The sequence below is a fragment of the Cycloclasticus zancles 78-ME genome (assembly GCF_000442595.1).
GTDB lineage: Bacteria > Pseudomonadota > Gammaproteobacteria > Methylococcales > Cycloclasticaceae > Cycloclasticus > Cycloclasticus pugetii.
This window is the reverse complement of the sequence record NC_021917.1, coordinates 2,234,454-2,253,264: the sequence shown is the minus strand read 5'-3', so window position 1 is coordinate 2,253,264 and position 18,811 is coordinate 2,234,454. Positions and strand designations below refer to the sequence as shown.

At 41.2% G+C, this 18,811-nt stretch carries 17 protein-coding genes; 12 read left to right on the top strand and 5 right to left on the bottom strand.

Annotation, left to right across the window (positions count from 1 at the left end; translation table 11 throughout):
• Positions 1 to 167: 167 nt before the first annotated feature.
• Entirely contained in the window at positions 168 to 1,238 is a 1,071-nt protein-coding gene (locus CYCME_RS10765) for an AI-2E family transporter (protein ID WP_015005246.1), read from the top strand.
• A gap of 22 nt (positions 1,239 to 1,260) precedes the next feature.
• Positions 1,261 to 1,959 carry a BON domain-containing protein gene (locus CYCME_RS10760; protein ID WP_015005247.1) on the top strand — a complete coding sequence of 233 codons (699 nt, stop codon included), beginning with the start codon at positions 1,261 to 1,263 and terminating at the stop codon, positions 1,957 to 1,959.
• On the opposite strand, the gene CYCME_RS10755 is transcribed toward CYCME_RS10760, so the two are convergent.
• Complete coding sequence (locus CYCME_RS10755) at positions 1,956 to 2,429, bottom strand: peroxiredoxin (RefSeq protein ID WP_015005248.1); 474 nt, start codon at positions 2,427 to 2,429, stop codon at positions 1,956 to 1,958. The two genes, CYCME_RS10760 and CYCME_RS10755, sit on opposite strands and share 4 nt — an antisense overlap.
• Positions 2,430 to 2,589: 160 nt before the next feature.
• Here CYCME_RS10755 and dapA point away from each other — a divergent pair, with 160 nt between their 5' ends.
• The 4 genes from dapA to purL are packed head-to-tail and all read left to right on the top strand — an operon-like array spanning position 2,590 to position 8,738.
• Complete coding sequence (gene dapA, locus CYCME_RS10750) at positions 2,590 to 3,459, top strand: 4-hydroxy-tetrahydrodipicolinate synthase (protein ID WP_015005249.1); 870 nt, start codon at positions 2,590 to 2,592, stop codon at positions 3,457 to 3,459.
• A gap of 35 nt (positions 3,460 to 3,494) precedes the next feature.
• Complete coding sequence (bamC, locus tag CYCME_RS10745) at positions 3,495 to 4,103, top strand: outer membrane protein assembly factor BamC (protein ID WP_020933026.1); 609 nt, start codon at positions 3,495 to 3,497, stop codon at positions 4,101 to 4,103.
• Complete coding sequence (locus tag CYCME_RS10740; RefSeq protein WP_081651250.1) at positions 4,100 to 4,888, top strand: MBL fold metallo-hydrolase; 789 nt, start codon at positions 4,100 to 4,102, stop codon at positions 4,886 to 4,888. Before bamC ends, CYCME_RS10740 begins: the two co-directional genes overlap by 4 nt.
• Positions 4,881 to 8,738: a phosphoribosylformylglycinamidine synthase gene (gene purL, locus CYCME_RS10735; RefSeq protein WP_020933024.1), complete on the top strand. Its 3,858-nt coding sequence runs from the start codon at positions 4,881 to 4,883 to the stop codon at positions 8,736 to 8,738. Before CYCME_RS10740 ends, purL begins: the two co-directional genes overlap by 8 nt.
• 16 nt (positions 8,739 to 8,754) lie before the next feature.
• Here purL and CYCME_RS10730 read toward each other — a convergent pair whose 3' ends face one another.
• From CYCME_RS10730 to greB, 4 genes are all read right to left on the bottom strand, one after another.
• Positions 8,755 to 8,961, bottom strand: coding sequence for an SHOCT domain-containing protein (locus CYCME_RS10730; RefSeq protein ID WP_016389882.1), 207 nt, complete (start codon positions 8,959 to 8,961; stop codon positions 8,755 to 8,757).
• Between the two features lie 206 nt (positions 8,962 to 9,167).
• Complete coding sequence (locus tag CYCME_RS10720; RefSeq protein WP_020933023.1) at positions 9,168 to 10,151, bottom strand: sensor domain-containing diguanylate cyclase; 984 nt, start codon at positions 10,149 to 10,151, stop codon at positions 9,168 to 9,170.
• A 69-nt stretch (positions 10,152 to 10,220) separates the two neighbouring features.
• Positions 10,221 to 10,703, bottom strand: a complete 483-nt coding sequence (locus CYCME_RS10715) for a YchJ family protein (RefSeq protein ID WP_016389880.1) — start codon at positions 10,701 to 10,703, stop codon at positions 10,221 to 10,223.
• A complete protein-coding gene (gene greB / locus CYCME_RS10710; RefSeq protein ID WP_015005257.1) occupies positions 10,696 to 11,190 on the bottom strand; it encodes a transcription elongation factor GreB in 495 nt (164 codons plus the stop codon). Before greB ends, CYCME_RS10715 begins: the two co-directional genes overlap by 8 nt.
• 48 nt (positions 11,191 to 11,238) lie before the next feature.
• Here greB and CYCME_RS10705 point away from each other — a divergent pair, with 48 nt between their 5' ends.
• The 6 genes from CYCME_RS10705 (at position 11,239) to CYCME_RS10680 (ending at position 18,471) form a co-directional block, all read left to right on the top strand.
• Positions 11,239 to 11,715 carry a luciferase family protein gene (locus tag CYCME_RS10705; protein ID WP_015005258.1) on the top strand — a complete coding sequence of 159 codons (477 nt, stop codon included), beginning with the start codon at positions 11,239 to 11,241 and terminating at the stop codon, positions 11,713 to 11,715.
• Positions 11,712 to 13,040, top strand: coding sequence for an MFS transporter (locus CYCME_RS10700; protein WP_015005259.1), 1,329 nt, complete (start codon positions 11,712 to 11,714; stop codon positions 13,038 to 13,040). The genes CYCME_RS10705 and CYCME_RS10700 overlap by 4 nt, the downstream gene beginning before the upstream one ends.
• Before the next feature lie 58 nt (positions 13,041 to 13,098).
• Positions 13,099 to 13,536 (top strand): Hsp20/alpha crystallin family protein, encoded by a 438-nt coding sequence (locus CYCME_RS10695; RefSeq protein ID WP_015005260.1) that lies wholly within the window; start codon positions 13,099 to 13,101, stop codon positions 13,534 to 13,536.
• A gap of 107 nt (positions 13,537 to 13,643) precedes the next feature.
• The gene (gene msrP / locus CYCME_RS10690) at positions 13,644 to 14,612 is read left to right on the top strand and encodes a protein-methionine-sulfoxide reductase catalytic subunit MsrP (RefSeq protein ID WP_020161817.1); all 969 of its coding nucleotides are present in this window, start codon (positions 13,644 to 13,646) and stop codon (positions 14,610 to 14,612) included.
• A 16-nt stretch (positions 14,613 to 14,628) separates the two neighbouring features.
• Positions 14,629 to 15,237: a sulfite oxidase heme-binding subunit YedZ gene (locus tag CYCME_RS10685; protein WP_015005262.1), complete on the top strand. Its 609-nt coding sequence runs from the start codon at positions 14,629 to 14,631 to the stop codon at positions 15,235 to 15,237.
• 474 nt (positions 15,238 to 15,711) lie between these two features.
• Positions 15,712 to 18,471, top strand: coding sequence for an ATP-binding protein (locus tag CYCME_RS10680; protein WP_020933022.1), 2,760 nt, complete (start codon positions 15,712 to 15,714; stop codon positions 18,469 to 18,471).
• Positions 18,472 to 18,811: the final 340 nt, after the last annotated feature.

Here is an 18,811-nt window from a genome sequence, read left to right as displayed (position 1 = left end):
ATTTATGTGCTGCTGGCGATGAGATGGCTAAAAACAGGTTATGATATAAGGGGTCGGCATCAGTCGGTAGTCAACGAATAAATCCATTTGGTTTATGTTGATCAATTGTGTGGGATGATCAGTAGGATGTCTGGGGTTGTTGGGTGTAACTAAATTTTTGATGCGATATGGAAAATATAAAACAGTGGTTTAATCGAGTGCTGACAAATCCCGAAGCTTTGGCTTTGTTAGGAACTTTATTATTTGGGTTGTTAGCCATTCTCTGGGTGGGTGAATTGTTATCACCAGTGTTGGCCAGTATAGTGATAGCTTACCTACTGGAAGGGGTTGTTGCTAAATTCCAATTTTTGGGCTTGTCCAGAAAGCTAGCGGTTATCAGTTCGTTTAGCTTATTTATGGCGCTGTTGTCTTATATGATATTTGGGCTGATTCCTTTGTTATCCATACAAACAGTTCAATTGGCTCAACAGTTACCCAATATGTTAAATCAGGGGGTTCACTTATTTACGGCCTTGCCTGAAAAGTACCCAAACTTTATTACCGAAGCTCAGGTTAAATTAATTTTTGATCAAGTCAGTACAGAAGCGGTTAAATACGGGCAAAATTTATTGTCGTTTTCAGCCGCCTCGGTCTTAAATGTTGTGGCGTTAATTGTTTATCTGCTTTTAGTGCCGATGATGGTGTTCTTTTTCTTAATGGACAAGGCAGAAATTTCACAATGGTTTGCCAGCTTTTTGCCCACCAATCGACGTTTAACAATAGAAGTTTGGTCAACAGTGAATGAGCAAATTGCTAATTATGTTAGAGGCAAGGTTTGGGAAATTTTAATTGTTTGGGCGGTCTGTTTTATCGCGTTTAATTTAGTGGGCTTGCACTATGCAATGCTTCTAAGCTTTTTAGTCGGGTTATCTGTATTGGTGCCGTATGTCGGTGCTACCGTCGTGACGATCCCTGTGGTGCTAGTTGCGTATGTTCAATGGAAATGGGGAAATGAATTTATTTACCTGACAAGTATTTTTCTAATTATTCAAGCGCTAGACGGCTATGTTCTTGTGCCGCTGTTATTCTCCGAGGTTGTTAACCTTCACCCTGTTGCCATTATTGTGGCCATTTTATTTTTTGGTGGAATATGGGGCTTTTGGGGCGTTTTCTTTGCAATTCCGTTGGCTACATTAGTTCAAGCAGTTTTAGTGGCGTGGCCCACTCGTTATAATGTGCTTGATAGCCCAATCAAATAATTTAATTTTAAAAAGGATCCTCATGAAATTGCTCCAACTTACTTTTTGCACATTATTATTTGCTGCCACAACGGTGCATGCATTTGAATTATCAGATATTTCTGACCGTCTTTTTGAAGATAATGCGACAGGAATAGAGGGTCAATTAAAGGATGCTGCGTTTGAATTTAAAGTAGATTCGGCATTATTACGTAATAAAACTTTGCGTGAAGGAGCGCATATTGTTGTGTCACGTAATCGAAATTCGGTATTAATTGCCGGTCAAGCAGCGACAGAAGAAATAAAAAATAAGGTGTTGAGCGTGGTGTTGTCCGAGGCACATTTACAATGGACACAAGGCGATGTTAACCATGTGGAACCTTCGAATGCCCAAGTATGTGGCGAGAAAGCATCTAAAATGGCCGCGAACGATCGTCGTCGTTTTAATTTAAAAATGGCAGAAGAGTGTAGTACGGTGAATCGTTTCTATAATGAGGTGAGGGTGTCCACGCCAATTAGCGAAGTGGCTCGAAGTGACGATGATCTACTTCGCGCCAGCATTGTTAATAAGCTTTTGCATGCATCGATTATTGATAAAGCAGAAACAATTAAAGTGGTGGTGTCCGATGGCTATGTATACCTATTAGGTGACCAGTTAAGTCAATCAACCGCGCAGCAAGCAACGCGGTTTGTGAATGACATGGCTGGAGTAGAAAAAGTCGTTCCGTTGTTTCGGTTTTAAGTATTTAAAGCCTTCACAGCGGCTAAGACCTCGGTGACATGTTCTTTGACTTTAACTTTACGCCACTCGTGGGTGAGTACGCCGTCGGCATTAATGATGAACGTGCTGCGTTCGATACCCATGTGCTCTTTGCCGTATAATTTTTTTAGCTTAATTACGTCAAATAATTTGCATAAAGACTCATCAGGGTCGCTGATCAACTCGAATGGAAAATTGTGTTTTGTTTTAAAGCCGGTATGAACGCGAACGGAATCGCGTGAAACACCAAAAATTTCGGTGTTGGCCGCTTGAAACTCTTCGTAGTGATCACGAAAATCTTGCCCTTCTTGTGTGCAGCCAGGTGTGTTGTCTTTAGGGTAAAAATAAATGACGATGTTTTTACCTGCCAAGCTGCTCAACGTTAATGATTCGTCAGCTGTTGTGGTGCAAGAAAATTCAGGAACGGTTTGATTAAGTGTTACGGTGTCCATGATTAATAACCTTATAAAAATTTATTGAAATTGGAAGTATTTTAGCAGACTGTTTTTTAGTTGTAGCATTGATGTATGTATAATATCCTGCTGATCGAGACTATCTTAAAGAAAGGTCTTTAAGATAGTCGTTAAATTTCCGTTTAAATTGGATTCAACTATGTTTCAAGGCAGTATTGTTGCACTCGTCACCCCCATGCATGCAGATGGGTCGCTTGACGAAGAGAGTTTAAATAAATTGGTTGAATTTCACATCGAACAGGGTAGCGATGCCCTTGTGGCGATGGGTACAACCGGTGAATCAGCGACCTTGAATGAAAAAGAGCATTGTCACTTTATTCGTCAGGTTGTCCGTATTGCAGCCGGTCGTATTCCTGTTATTGCTGGCACCGGTGCAAATTCAACAACCGAAGCGATCGACTTGACACGTTGCGCCGCGCAGGCAGGGGCGGACGCCTGTTTATTAGTAACGCCTTATTATAATAAGCCAACACAAGAGGGCTTGGTGTTGCATTTTAAAGCGATTGCAGAAGCAGTAGATATTCCACAAATTTTATATAATGTACCGGGCAGAACTGCCTGTGATATGTTGCCTGAAACGGTGGCTAAATTAAAAAATATCCCCAATATAATAGGGGTTAAGGACGCTACGGGTGACATGGCCATTGGGCAAGCATTAATTGATTTAAGTGATGAAAATTTTGCAGTTTATTCTGGCGACGATGCGACCTCATGTGAGTTAATTTTAATGGGCGCAAAGGGTTCTATTACAGTTACAGGTAATGTCGCACCAGCAAAAAACCACCAAATGTGTATGAAAGCATTAGCCGGTGATGCCGAGGCTGCAAAAGCAATAGATGCCACGCTTCAACCCTTACATCGTGATTTATTTGTTCAGTCGAGCCCGATCCCAGTGAAGTGGGCTGTGAGTGAAATGGGCCTTATCAAAAAAGGTATCCGTTTGCCGATGACTTGGTTAAGTCCAGAATGTGAAGAGGTTGTTAAAAAAGCGATGCTGGCTGCTCAATAAACGTATTAAAAATTAAAATAATGAAGATAAACGTAATGGTTAAATTGATTTTAATAGCAATGTTAATGGCTGTTTTAAGTGCATGCGGCATGATGCCTTCAGTCGATGAAGTGTTTGTTGATCAACGAGAAGCGTATAAGCGAGCGCACGAACTGCCTTCGCTTGAAGTGCCGCCTGACTTATCGGGCAGCGTGATTAAGGATGAATATGATGGTGGTGTAAACAATAATAATGTTAGTCCCTCAGCGTATAGCAATGTTGTTCAAACAACGCCGCTAAACGAGAGTCAACCCAGCGCTGAATTAATACAAGATGGGGTGGATAGTCATTTACTTGTGCGCGATAGTTTACGAAATGCTTGGCGTAAAACGATCTCTGCGTTAGAAGAGAAAAACTACGACATAGAAGACAAGAATCGCCAAACGAGTTTGGTCTATTTGAATATTGCAAAAAATAGTGGTTCGAGCAGTATGTTGTCTAGTCTTTCTTTTTGGAAGAAAGCAGAGACTGATGTGTATGTGGTTGAGTTACAACGAGCCGAAAATGGCATCACAGTGCGTGTTTTAGATGAAGAAAAAAATCGTATTGATAACGCTACCTCTCAAACACTATTGACTGATTTATTAGCCCAGTTAGCACCGTGAGGTTTGCCTCCCTAGGCAGCGGCAGCCGAGGGAATTCAACGCTCGTCCAGTTTGACGAGACCTTGTTGATGATTGATAACGGGTTTTCTATCAAGGAAACTGATAAAAGGATGCAACGCTTAGGCGTTGCTGGTAGTGATGTTAGCGCTATTCTTGTAACGCATGAACACGGCGATCACGTGGGTGGTGTTGCTCGATACGCTCGTCGTTACAATATCCCTGTTTGGGCCAGTTATGGCACCGCGGCGATGATGAAAAATTTTGACTCAGTACAGTGCTTTAATAGTCATAAACCCTTTGAATTAGGGGATATTTCAGTCGAACCTATTTTAGTGCCGCACGATGCACGCGAGCCGACACAATTTGTTTTTAAATCGAATCATTTGAAACTCGGTGTTATGACCGATACGGGGTCGATAACCCAGCATATGGTTGATGTGTTGAATGACTGCGACGCCTTGATACTTGAATGTAATTATGACCGAGAGATGCTGTTGAATGGTGTCTACCCAGAGTCGCTAAAACAACGGGTGATGGGTGATTGGGGGCATTTGGATAATCAACAAGCGATTGAATTATTACAGCACCTGAATACAGCGACATTACAACATTTAGTACTGGCTCACGTCAGTGAAAAGAACAATAGCCATGATCTCGTTTTAGATAGCGTGAGCAAGGCGATACAATGCGACCGAGCTTGGTTAGAAGTGATTGATCAAGAGATGGGTATGGCTTGGCGCAACCTAACAACAAACATTAAAAGTAACGAGACTCTACATGCTTGAACTTATTGGCAGCACAGCACTATCTGCTTTTCGTAAACAACGACTCTTAACAAAAATCAGACAATCTGTTCCACACATCACTGATATTAGTGCGGAATTTATTCATTTTGTTGATATTGAACAGACACTATCGAATAGTGAGCTAGAAACGTTAACGCGTGTTTTAACATACGGACCCAAGAGTGACGGGGTTGAACACGTGGGTGAACGTTTATTAGTTGTGCCACGCGCGAATACGTTATCACCATGGTCTAGTAAGGCCACCGATATTGCACAACATTGTGGATTGGATCAAGTCAAGAGACTTGAGCGAGGTGTTGCGTATTATGTGCAAGGTGACCTTAACGAGCAGCAACTCGCTCAAGTCGCTGAGCAACTTCATGACAGGATGACAGAGCGGGTTTTAAAACAAGGGGAGCGGGCAGATGATATGTTTGCTCATGCAGAACCCGGCACCTTGGCATCGGTTGATATCTTGTCAGAAGGTAAGCAGGCCTTAGTAGCGGCTAACAAAACAATGGGGTTGGCTTTATCAAGCGATGAAATTGATTATTTGGTTGACAATTTCACGGCCCTAGGTCGAAACCCTAATGACATTGAATTGATGATGTTTGCTCAGGCAAACTCGGAGCACTGTCGACATAAAATTTTCAATGCAGATTGGACGATAGATGGTGATGAACAAGAAGAAACCTTGTTCGGTATGATAAAAAATACGGCCAAGCACAGCCCAAAAGGCATTATTTCTAAATACAGCGATAATGCTGCAGTAGCAGAGGGTAGTGACGCAGATGTGATGATTCGTGACCCTGAAAGTCGTTCATATCAGTTTGTTGAAGAGCATGTGCCGTATCTCATGAAAGTAGAAACGCATAATCACCCAACAGCCATTTCGCCTTACCCTGGTGCGGCAACAGGTTCTGGCGGTGAAATTCGTGACGAAGGGGCGACTGGGCGAGGCTCACGCACTAAAGCGGGTCTAACGGGTTTTACCGTATCACACCTAAATATTCCTGAGTTTTCACAACCATGGGAGCAAAGCATTGGCAAGCCAGAGAGGATTGCTTCAGCGCTTGATATTATGTTGGAAGGCCCACTCGGCGGGGCGGCGTTTAATAATGAATTTGGACGTCCAAATTTAACCGGTTATTTCCGTACCTTTGAACAAAATGTGCCAAATGAAAACAGCCTAAAAGCGCGTGGTTATCACAAACCAATTATGCTTGCAGGTGGTGTTGGTTCAGTCCGTCCGATGCATGCTTTAAAGCAAAAAATAGAACCGGGCTCACCGATTATAGTATTGGGTGGTCCATCGATGTTGATTGGTTTGGGAGGCGGTGCGGCGTCATCACAAACCTCCAGCGAAGGTTCTGAGGCCTTAGACTTTGCATCCGTGCAACGAGAAAACCCAGAAATGCAGCGCCGTTGCCAAGAGGTGATAGAAGCGTGTAATGCGATGGGCGAAAAAACCCCCATTATTTCTATTCATGATGTAGGTGCGGGCGGTTTATCTAACGCGGTACCAGAAATCATTCATGATTGTGATTTGGGTGGTCGCTTTGAATTGCGTGATATCTTATGTGCAGATAGCAGTTTATCGCCGATGCAAATTTGGTGTAATGAATCACAAGAACGTTATGTTATTGCGCTAAAGGCAGATCGGTTAGAAGAATTTAAAGCATTATGTGCACGAGAACGTTGTTTGTACGCGCACATTGGTGAAGCAACTCAAGAAGAGCAATTAGTTCTTAATGATCGCTTGTTTAATAACCGAGCAATTGATTTGCCGATGTCATTATTATTTGGCAAACCGCCCAAAATGGAACGCTCGGTTGAGCATATTCAATGTAATGTGCCGGCTTATGATGCAAGCACAATTGACCTAAAAACGGCGGCATATCAAGTTTTACGCTTTCCGGCGGTTGCTGATAAATCATTCCTTATTCATATTGGAGACCGTTCAGTAACGGGGCTGGTTGCGCGTGATCAAATGGTCGGGCCGTGGCAAATTCCAGTGGCTGATGTGGCGGTCACAACGAGTGGATTTAATCATTACACGGGCGAAGCTATGGCGTTAGGCGAACGAACTCCGTTGGCCGTTATCGATGGGCCTGCATCGGGGCGCATGGCCATTGGTGAAGCCTTAACTAACCTTGCAGCCTCAAATATTCGTGGTTTAGATGAAGTTTGTTTGTCAGCCAATTGGATGGCTGCTTGTGGTGAAGCAGGTGAAGATGCAGCATTATTTGATACGGTAAAAAGCGTTGGTATGGAACTGTGCCCAGCCTTGGGTTTAGCCATTCCAGTGGGTAAAGATTCAATGTCGATGAAAATGGCATGGAAAGAAGATGCGGCAGAAAAAGTCGTCAGCTCACCACTATCGTTAATTATTACGGCTTTTTCACCAGTAAACGATGTACGTAAAACACTGACCCCTGAGTTAAAAACAGATATTGATAACAGTTTAATTTTGATTGATTTGGGTGCAGGTAAAAACCGTATGGGTGGCTCGGTGTTAGCGCAAACCCAGCAGATGATGGGTGAATCGGTGCCCGATTTAGATGATGCTAAAGCATTTAAAGCCTTCTTCAATACGGTTCAGCAACTTAATGAAAAGGGTCAGCTGATGGCCTACCATGATCGTTCGGATGGTGGTGTATGGGCAACCTTATGTGAAATGACATTTGCTGGTCGCTGTGGGGCTATTATTGATATTGAAGGCGATCTACTTAGCAGCCTGTTTAATGAAGAGCTTGGCGCTGTTATTCAAGTATCCAAAACAGATGAAGCTTCAGTAATAGACGCCTTTAATAAACAAGGATTGGCAGATTGCGTCAGTGTTATTGGTACGGCGTATACATTTCAACGTATCATTGTTACGCAAAACGGGGAGACCGTTTTTGAAGAGTCGCGGGCGAAGTTGCAACAGGCATGGTCAGAAACATCCTATAAACTTCAGGCATTAAGGGATAACCCAAGCTGTGCTCAACAAGAGTTTGAGCGAATTGCCAATAATGCGGATAAGGGCTTATTTAGTGAATTAAGTTTTGATCCAAGAGAAAACATCGTTGCCGAGTTAACAGCAACTAAGGCTCGACCAAAAGTGGCTATACTACGAGAACAAGGCGTGAATGGTCATGTTGAAATGGCGGCTGCCTTTGATAAAGCTGGTTTTGAATCTGTTGATGTTCACATGAGTGAATTGATTTTGGGTCAACGTGACCTTGCAGAGTTTGTAGGGTTGGCAGCGTGTGGTGGGTTTTCTTATGGTGATGTTTTAGGTGCTGGGGAAGGCTGGGCTAAATCTATTTTATTTAACGAGCATGCACGTCAAACCTTCAGTGACTTCTTTAACCGTAGCGATACGTTTGGCTTAGGTGTGTGTAATGGCTGTCAAATGTTGTCGAATTTGCGTGAATTGATTCCCGGTGCGCAAGCATGGCCACATTTTGTTAGAAATGAGTCTGAGCAATTTGAAGCGCGAGTAGCGATGGTAGAAATTCAACCATCACCTTCTGTTTTATTATCGGGTATGGAAGGTTCACAAATGCCTGTAGCCGTGGCGCATGGTGAAGGTCGGGTAGAATATACTAAGGCTGATGAGCAAGGCCATGTGGCGTTGCGTTACATTGATCATGATGGTGACGTGACAGAGCAGTTCCCCTTTAACCCAAATGGGTCAGTGCAAGGCATTACCGGGCTAACAACAGATGATGGCCGTTTTACAATTATGATGCCGCATCCAGAACGTTGCTTTAGAACCGTACAAAATAGCTGGTCACCAGAAGAGTGGGGTGAGGATGGCGCGTGGTTAAGAATGTTTAGAAATGCGAGAAAGTGGGTAGGGTAAAAACCGCTTTAAACGCTCATAATTCATTGATTCGCCGTTGATGTTCTTCTGCAGTTATTTCACCTTCAGCTAGCCGCTTGTCGAGTGATTTAATCATCACATCACGTGGGGCGGGGCTTTTTTTGCCTTTCTTGCTGGCCCATTGAATAGCTAAAAATATACCGCCAATGGCGCTACCCCAAAAGGCCAGCATAGCCCATAAGCCAAAGTCGTCAGCATTCATTGTTAGTCAGTTTCATTATTAATGGGTTTAGGGGCGAGTGATAGTTAGTTGATAAAAGGGCTAAGCGTTTGGTGCTCAGAGAGTGCTGTATAACATAACGTTTAATTGCGGTTTCAGTTTTAAAGTTTTCTTTTGTTTGCGCTGTTTCAACATAGCATAAAACGATGTGTTTAATCATAGCGACGTAGAGTAATGAGGTGAGTTGCTTATTTGGCAATAACAACTTGATTTTTACCATTTTCTTTAGCTTGATACATAGCCTTGTCTGCTCGTTTAATAAAACTGTTAGCGCCCTCTTTTGTTAGGTAGGTAGCAACGCCTGCACTTACCGTGATGTTAACGGTTTTGCCCTCGTCAGTTACAAAGTTTTTCTGTGCTTGCTGAGCGCGAATTTTTTTAACGGCAATCGCTGCTTTATTTGAAATAACAAAGGGGAATAAAATAACAAACTCCTCACCACCATAACGAAAGGCTACATCGACGTGACGAATGTTTTCTTTGATGATGTCTGCAAAGCCTGTTAGCACAGTATTGCCAAACTGGTGACCATAGGTATCATTAACCTGTTTGAAGTCGTCTAAATCTAACATGCAGATGGATAAAACCTGTCGATACCTATCGCAACGACTGACCTCGCTGTTAAATTCTGAAAAGAAATGTCGTGCGTTATACAGTTGAGTTAAATCGTCCAGCGTGCTGAGTTCTCGGTATTTTTGTTGGTTATCGAAAAGTCTTTTTTCACTGTGTTTTTGCTCACTAATATTAATCAGTGTTTCAACGGCTCCAATAATATCGTGGTTGGCATTTAAGATGGGCGCCGCAGAAAAAAGTAACCATTCACCGGAGCCTATGGTTGGAAAAAAATCTTCAGCTTCAAAAGCATTGTCTAACACGTTAGACCGATGATATTTATTGGTATAGAAACGCTCAACGGACTCATCCTTTGCGCCTTCAATAATAAGGTCTGACAATGTTGGCCGAGGGTTTGGGTAAAACGGTTTCCATTGTTTTTTAGTGCCAATCATATCGACAGCTAGAAAGCCGGTGGCTTTCTCAAGTGCTTTATTCCAGTGTGTTATTTCGTGCTGGGTGTTAATGGCAAAAGTGGGAATAGTAATACTATCGAGCAGATGGAACGTAAATAAGTTCTCATGGCTCGTTGTTAAGCCTTTGTCAGGATGAGTACTCATTATTCATGGTAGTAAACATATATGCTGATTATGCGCTGATTGACTGAAGAATCAAGAGAAATGAATTTTTTATAATGCGTGACAGTGTTTAAATTTTTTGCCACTTTGACACCAACATAGATCATTTCTTTTTAGCTTAAGGTTGGTGCGGTAAATGTTGGGCTCTCCATCAAGGTAATACCACTGGTCTTGTTCTCTAATAAATCGTGACTTTTCGCGTAACTCAAAAAATTCATTGTTTTCGTTAAAAAAAGCAGAAAATTCAACTTGGCCCGTTTGGTGTTGCTTATCACCGTGTTTTACTTGATGGATGATTAACTTAATCCAATGGCTTGTTTCTTGGCTGTTTTGTAAGCTTGTTAATTCATTGGCTTCGCGTTGGCTTGGATGATGCGTATTGACTAAATATGGGTGTTCGTTGAAATAGAAAGCAGTAAACCTTGAACGCATCAATTGTTCAGCTGTTTCAGGCATTAATGATGCGGTTATAAAAAGTGCGCAGCACTGTGAGTACAATCGACCCGAACCGCAAGGGCATAAAGAATTATTCATAATCGATGCTAGTAATCATGTAGGTTATTTTGCCAGCAGGTGTGGTAACGGTCACTTCATCATCGAGTTGTTTCTTGAATAAAGCCTTGGCAACTGGGGAGTCCATACTGATGTAGTGGGGTTGGTGATCCAGTTCGTCTGGGCCTACAATGCGATAAGTTTTTTCTTCGCCATCAAGGTCTTCTAGGGTAACAATACTGGAAAAAAATACGCTGTCTAAGTTGCTTGGTTTTTCATGAATAACGTTAAGAATGGGCAGGCGTTTTTGTAAATATCGGATACGTCGGTCGATTTCACGCAGTTCTTTTTTGCGGTAAATATATTCAGCATTTTCAGAGCGATCACCCTCGGCGGCTGCGGCTGATAAAGCTGCGACAACGCTGCGACGCTTTAGCCACAAATCCTTTTCTTCGGCTTGTAAGCGTTCAAAGCCTTTTTTGGTAATATAGGCAGATTTCGGTGGTGAAGGAGGTCGATAACGACTCATATATTAGTGTAAGCTAGTTAGTTTTTGAATTAGATTATAAGGCAAAATATGTTGCAGATATCAACCCGTGAGGGCGAACGCCCTGAAACGACTAATACTAATCCGCATGAGCAATTAACGCAAAACCCAAGTGTTGAATGCCATCAATTATTTAAAGAGAAATTATTTCATTTTGATAAGGTGAGTCGTCGTCCGAGTATTATTTCTGTGCCCGGTGCTGAAGCGCTATGGCTAGAAGAAGGTGAGCCATGTAATTGTACGAATGGGTTTATGATCGAGCGAGAATTTGCACATATTCATCCGGCGTATGATGGTAGTCTACATATGGCGCTATCCGAAGAAGATTTTAAAACAGTGATTGATAAACAATGGGGTGAACGACACCCATTAGCAGGTAAGGGGCCTATTCCAGAAACCATAGCGCTCGTTTATGCGCCAAGAGATATAGAAGAAATAGATACCGTCATGAAGATCGTAAATGCGTCATTGAAGAACGCTAAAACAACAAAGGGGACAGCATTATGAATCAAAAACCATTAGATATGAGCGCTATTATCGAAGAAAACCCGCTAGGTAAATTTCAGCAATTAGTGATGCTTTTTTGTGCCTTGATCATTATTTTTGATGGTTTTGACGTGTTAGCCATCGCGTTTGCTGCGCCAGACCTTAGTAAGGCGTTAGAGATAGCTAACAGCGACTTGGGTTATGTCTTTGCGGCAGGGTTGTTTGGTATGATGTTGGGGGCATTAATATTAGGCCCGGTTGGTGATAAGTTTGGCCGTCGTAATGCGGTTATTTCCAGCGTTTGTATGTTTGGTTTGTGTACCTTGTTGACGGGTTTTATAGAAACCTATAACGAACTTGTATTGTTGCGTTTCCTCACCGGTCTTGGGCTTGGTGGTGCTTTGCCAAATGCTATGGCATTGATGACTGAATATGTATCAACACGGTATAGAAACATTGCCATAGCAGTGATATTTCTGGGTATGCCGATTGGTGGTATAAGCGGCGGAATAATTGCTTCAGAAATTATTCCGGCTTATGGTTGGGCGTCATTGTTCTACGTAGGTGGAGTTTTGCCCCTGCTATTGGTGCCCGTGTTAATTCTATATTTACCTGAGTCACCTCGGTTTTTAGTGGAGCATGATAACGATAATGATAAGTTGCTTTGTAAGATTGCCCAAAAAATAGAGAGTAGGCGAGAGGTTCCATCTAACAGCGTGTTTTATCATCACCCAGTGGAAAAGCACTTTCCTGTTAAGGCGTTATTTATGGAAAGAAGGCAGGCAGACACCTTGTTAATATGGGTGGTCTTTTTCTTTAATTTACTGGTGGCTTATTTCCTATATAGCTGGATTCCAACGCTACTGGTTGAGGCGGGCTATCAGCTAAGTGAAGCTACAAAAACAGTCATTGTTTTAAATATTGGCGGTGCCATCTCGCCTTTTATTTTAGCTAAATTTATATCTTACTGGGGCTCTAAGAGGGTCTTGGTGGTTTGTTTTGTATTGGCTGGGTTCAGTATGATGGCTGTAGGCCAATTTGGTTCATCGATTAATATGGTGATGATTTTGTCCTTCTTTGCTGGCTTTTTTGTTGTGGGTGGGCAGGTCAGTTTGAATGCACTGAGCAGCTATATGTACCCAACACATATTCGTTCTACTGGGGTAGGTTGGGCCTTAGGCATTGGACGGATCGGGTCTATTGTCGGTCCGTTATTAGCGGGTGCTTTAGTCGCCGCATCGTTTGGTTTAGATGTGAACTTTATTGTGTTTGGTTCGTTCTGTTTTGTCACGGCAACAGCACTTTTCTTTATTAAAAACCACGAAAAAGTGCAAGATAAGTCTTGAAAAAATGTTCATGCCTCCCTATTTAAATACTGTAAACAACTTAAATAGGAGAATTGATATGGCAATTGCAAGATATGAACCATGGAACCTTTTAGGGCGTTATGGAAACGATTTAAGTCGCAGGTTTTCAGATGATGAAGACAGTGTTTCTTCAACATCAACTTGGACACCAGCAGTAGATATTAAAGAAGAAGATGATCGCTTTGTTCTTCACGCTGATGTGCCGGGTGTAGACCCACACGAGATTGATGTGACAATGGAGGATGGCATTTTAACTGTACGAGGTGAACGTTCTAGTGAATCAAAAGAAGAGAAAGATGGCTATAAACGTGTAGAGCGTTTCAATGGTACTTTTTATCGACGCTTTGTATTACCCGATACAACCGATGAAAATAAAGTGAGCGCAAATTATGAAAAAGGTGTTCTTGAATTAATAATTCCAAAGAAGCCGGCGGTATTGCCAAAACGTATAAAGGTTAATGATAAAGATAATTAAATGACATAGTCTTATGTTAACAACGGGGCCTTGGCCCCGTTTTTTTGTCTGAAAGGTTTTACGGTACGATAGGGTCTATAGTGTTGAGGTATAAGAAAAGGACTCTCATGGGTATTAAAAAATTGACATCTCTTACCGATAATGATGTTACTCCGAAGGCTGATTTTGATAAAAGTCGTGCACTCATATCCGCTTCTCGACGACAATTTCTAACGCGTAGTTCAGGATTTATGGTAGCGGGTGCTTTAGCGCCTGATGCCTTATGGGCTGGTAATAAAATTGAAAATTATGTGACTAGCCAGTTTTCATTGAAAGAAAAACTAACACCCTATGAATATGTGACCGGCTACAATAATTTTTATGAATTTGGGACAGCAAAGAGCGACCCAGCATTAAGAGCACATCTATTGAAAACAAAACCTTGGAGCTTAACAATTGAAGGCGAGGTGGCTAAACCAGGAGTTTACAATTTAGAAGATATTCTTAAGCAGCAACAACTCGAAGAGCGTATTTATCGCCTACGATGTGTAGAGGCATGGTCAATGGTGGTGCCATGGATTGGCTTTTCATTAGCTGAATTGATTAGGCAGATGGAACCCACGTCAAAAGCGAAATATGTTGAATTTACAACGCTGTATGATCCTAAGCAAATGCCAGGGCAAAAAAGCCGTATTCTAAAATGGCCATATGTAGAAGGGTTACGAATGGACGAAGCAATGAACCCGCTTTCACTGATGGCCACCGGTTTGTATGGTGAAGAAATGCCCAATCAAAACGGTGCACCGTTGCGCTTAATAGTGCCTTGGAAATATGGTTTTAAGAGTATTAAATCGATCGTCAAAATTAAATTTACAGAACAGATGCCCAAAACATCATGGAATGAATCAGCAAAAAATGAATATGGCTTTTACGCTAATGTTAACCCGGATGTTCCTCATCCAAGATGGAGTCAACGTAGAGAAAGGGTGATTGGCGCGTCATTGTTTACGCCCAAGCGTGATACCGAACTATTCAATGGTTATGGTGAGCACGTGGCTTATTTGTATAAAGGGATGAACCTTCGCCAGTTTTTTTAAAAAAACTATAATTAAAATGCTAAGAAAGAAAGCTTCAAAACAGCAGATAAGGCTATTAAAAACGATAGTTTTTAATACCTGCTTAATTCCATTTTTATTGATTATATGGGATGGGTTTAATGATTTATTAGGCGCTGATCCAATCAAGACCTTGCATGTTAGAACAGGAGATTGGGCGTTAAGGTTTTTATTAATTACCTTGCTAATGTCACCACTACAACGGGCATTTAACGTTTCTTTGCCAATACGTTTTCGACGAATGTTTGGTTTATTTGCGTTCTTTTATGCCAGTTTGCACCTGGCTGTTTGGCTGGTTTTAGATCAATCATTAAGGGTTGAGCATATGCTAGAGGATATACCAGAAAGCCCGTACATTATGCTGGGCTTGTTGGCCTACTTAATGCTAATACCACTTGCGATAACCTCCACCAAAGGCATGATGCGTCGGTTGGGTAAGCGCTGGGTTGAGTTACATAGAAGCCTTTATTTGATAGCGGTAATGGGTGTTGTACATTTCTTTTGGTTAACAAAACTAGATGATACAGAACCATTTATTTACGCTGTCTTGTTAGCAGTCTTATTATTATTTCGTTACTTAACGAATAAAAAAATTAATAAGCTTTAAGCGGCAATAGCTTCGTAGAGATTACTGACTTTAGCATTAAGGTGCTTGGGTACTTTGTGGTATTAAAAACGTCGTTTATTTATTTTAGGCACTTTAATTTGTATAGAAGGTTGCAATATTTGTGGGCGTAACGCTTTATGCTTAGGTAATAAAAAGACATGTATTGATACGGTTTTCTGTCTATGATTTATCTGGAGGCGCCTCGATAATCAGTTTACGTAGAGCTAGATTAGCGTTATCTTGAAAATGGCCAATTCATCTAATCAAGTCGCTGGCGAGTATTCAAATTCATGGTTAAACAATAAATTTAAACGGTGTAATAAAACTAAAATATTTTTTTGATTAATTAGTATTCAAAATTCAGCATCGTTCAAGAAGGGGTCTCAAATTAAAAAAAAGAACTTGAAAAAACCAATCATCAAGTCGCTGAGCTTTAGTCTTAATGCGAAAGTCATGTTTAGTGTGGCGGCTTTGATGAGCCTTTCCTTGTTATTAATGGGGGGGAGTATTTATTTTAGTAGTATGCATTTAGCGGAAAAACAAGCCCTTGGTTTATTGTTGGAGCAACAAGAGGACTATTCAGATGAAATTACAAGCGTATTAAAAAATTCGAAATCAAATTTATTAACGTTTGCCGAAATACCTGCCGTTGAAGCTACTTTAAGAACAAATCAAGACGGTGGTATTGAACCTGTATCAACGGAAGGAGCAAAGGTTTGCGCGAGTGGGTTAAATCAAGTGGTTCGGGCTTTTCTTGCGAATTATCCTAATTACCTTAGTCTTACGTTGTTAAATGCTGAAGGGAAGGTGTTGGCGGGTGCGCTGCACTTAGCGGCTGATCAAGAAGTTATGAGGTTAGCTGATAAGGCTGTTTATTATTCAGATATTAAGCATCAACAGGCCGATGGCTTGCCTATATTAACGGTATCAACACCTATTTATATCAATGGGCAAGTGGAGGGTGTCGCCGTGGCAGAAATTTCAGCTTTGCCGTTGCTTAATTCTGCGATTGAAAAAAGAAAGGGAATTGATACTTATATTATTGATAATAAAGGTAAGTTTTGGGTTGGGCCTAATGAAATTACTGATTTTAGTGCTTACTTTTTAGCCAATGAACGACAACAAAACGAGTATGTTCTCATCAACGATAAAAGGAACAGTGTCTTAGCTGTCCACAAAATTTTATTTGATGAACAAAATCCTCAACGCTATTGGGGGGTCATTCATGAATTGCCTAAAAGTGTTGTTTTTAAGCATCTAGATCAAGCACGCGACTCGATGATTATTACCGGCTTAATGATTGTATTGCTGGCCGTTTTTTTTGCATCAATGCTTGTATCAAGAATTATTATTAATCCTATTGTTCGATTGGTAGAGGGCTGTCGTGCCGTAGGCGATAGGAACTTTTCAGTTCGGCTTGATGAAACAAGTGTTGATGATGAGTTTAAGGAATTATTTCAGGCATTTAATGAATATACCGAGCAGTCTGAGGTAATACTAAAAGAAATGAAGAAACAGGCCGATTCCAGCGCCAAGTCGTTAGAAAATGTTGTTGTTCATATGGAAGACGCGTTAATAATGATGGATGAGTTTGGAACGATTAAGTCTTGTAACCCAGCGGTGATTGATTTGTTTGGCTATGACGAAAAGGAGATGGTCGGTAACAATATCAATCTGTTGATACCAGAGCTGTTTAAGGAAGAGCATGAGAAATCTGATGCTGATTATAAGGGCACAGGCGCGTCAAAAGGAATAGAACATAATGGGGAAGTGGTTGGCCGACGAAAAAGTGGTTCAGTTTTCCCGATGGGCTTATCTATAAACGAGTATAGGGTTAATGAAGAACAGCATTTTATAGGTATCTTTCGTGACATAACGGTTAGGAAAGCGATGGAGCTGGAAATTCAGCAGACCGATGAACGTTTAAAGAAGCAATACAATAGCTATTTATCACTCAGTGATTTTGTTAGAAGGGCTTCGACCAATTTTGAGGAAGCATGTAATAAAATTTTACAAGAGTGTGCTGAAGTACTTCAGGCAGACTGGGTGGGACTTTGGTTATTTAATAATAAGAGGGATGCGCTGTTATGTCAGAATTATTACAGCGGCAGAGAAAAATCGTATTTTACATTACCCTCATTGTTGGTGTCAGAGCATGAATATTATTTTTCTGAACTCTTAATGGAAGGCGGGTTGCTGTCTAATGAGACAACACCCTTATTATCTCATTTTCCTGAGCAAGCTCATTCTCCAGTATCTACCCTCCAGCTCCCTGTTACAAAATATAAAAGCATCGCAGGGGTGTTTAATGTTGTGAACCAAGATGAAGCACGAGTATTAAGGTCTGATGAAGCGCAATATGTTAAGTCACTATCAATGTTAGTGGAGGTCTTGCTTGAAGAAGAGAGTAGAAGGCGTGTTCAAGAGCAATTAAAAGAGACAAATAAAGAACTAGCATTGGCGAGTCAGATGAAATCGCAATTTTTGTCAAATATGAGCCATGAGCTAAGAACACCTTTGAATGCTATTATCGGTTTTTCAGAGCTCTTAAAAGGTGGTGTGCTTGGCCCATTAACGGAGGAACAGAGCCAATATTCAAAAGAAATATTTGATAGTGGTTCGCACCTATTGGACTTAATAAACGGTATTTTAGATTTATCAAAAATAGAAGCTGGGAAAGAGCAATTGGCATTAGATGAAGTCTCTATTCAGTCATTATTGCAGAGCACTGTTTATATGCTCAGGGATAAAGCGAATGCGCGTGGTATTAGTATTACAGAGGAAGTAGAGGAAAAAGTGACGGTTTGTTTGTTGGACGAGCGGAAAACAAAGCAAATTGTAATTAATCTTTTGTCCAATGCCGTTAAGTTTACTCCAAAAGGTGGCTCCATTGTTATATCGGCAACAATAGATAAGGTGCTTCATCCTGATTTTAGATTAGACGATAGCGAGTTGGCTCAGTGCGAAACTCCTTATTTAAAGTTATCTGTTAGTGATACAGGAATTGGTATATCTGAAGAGAATATTGGTAAGTTATTTCGCCGGTTCGAACAGATTGATGGCTCCTTAGCAAGGGAGTTTGAGGGAACGGGGCTAGGACTAAGTTTGGTCAAAGCAATGACTGAGCTTCATGGTGGTTTTGCCACGGTTGTATCAACACTTGGCGAAGGTTCTACCTTTAGCGTTTATTTACCATACAAAAAAGTAGACTTAGAGACTGATTATTTAGTTTAGATTGTCGGTTATTTGTTGATGTTACTGAACTTAGTTAACGCGTTTTTGAGTGATGGACGTATTGATAAAAATTGATTTGCAAGAGCTATTTAGCAATTGAGAGCTACTTCACACATATGACCACCCGCATTAAAAAAGCTTAGTTGTAACAGATAATATGGTTAGCATGCCTTTAGTAATAGTTTTTAATTACTAAAGGTGGGTGGTTGAAGAGAGGTAACCACGCTGAGGTTTAAAACGCTTAACAATCATCATCTTTATTTTAACTACAAACACTATGGGGCGGAGCTAGCGGCTGCTTGTAATGGTTCCATGATAAAACTAATAAGCCCTAAAGTGT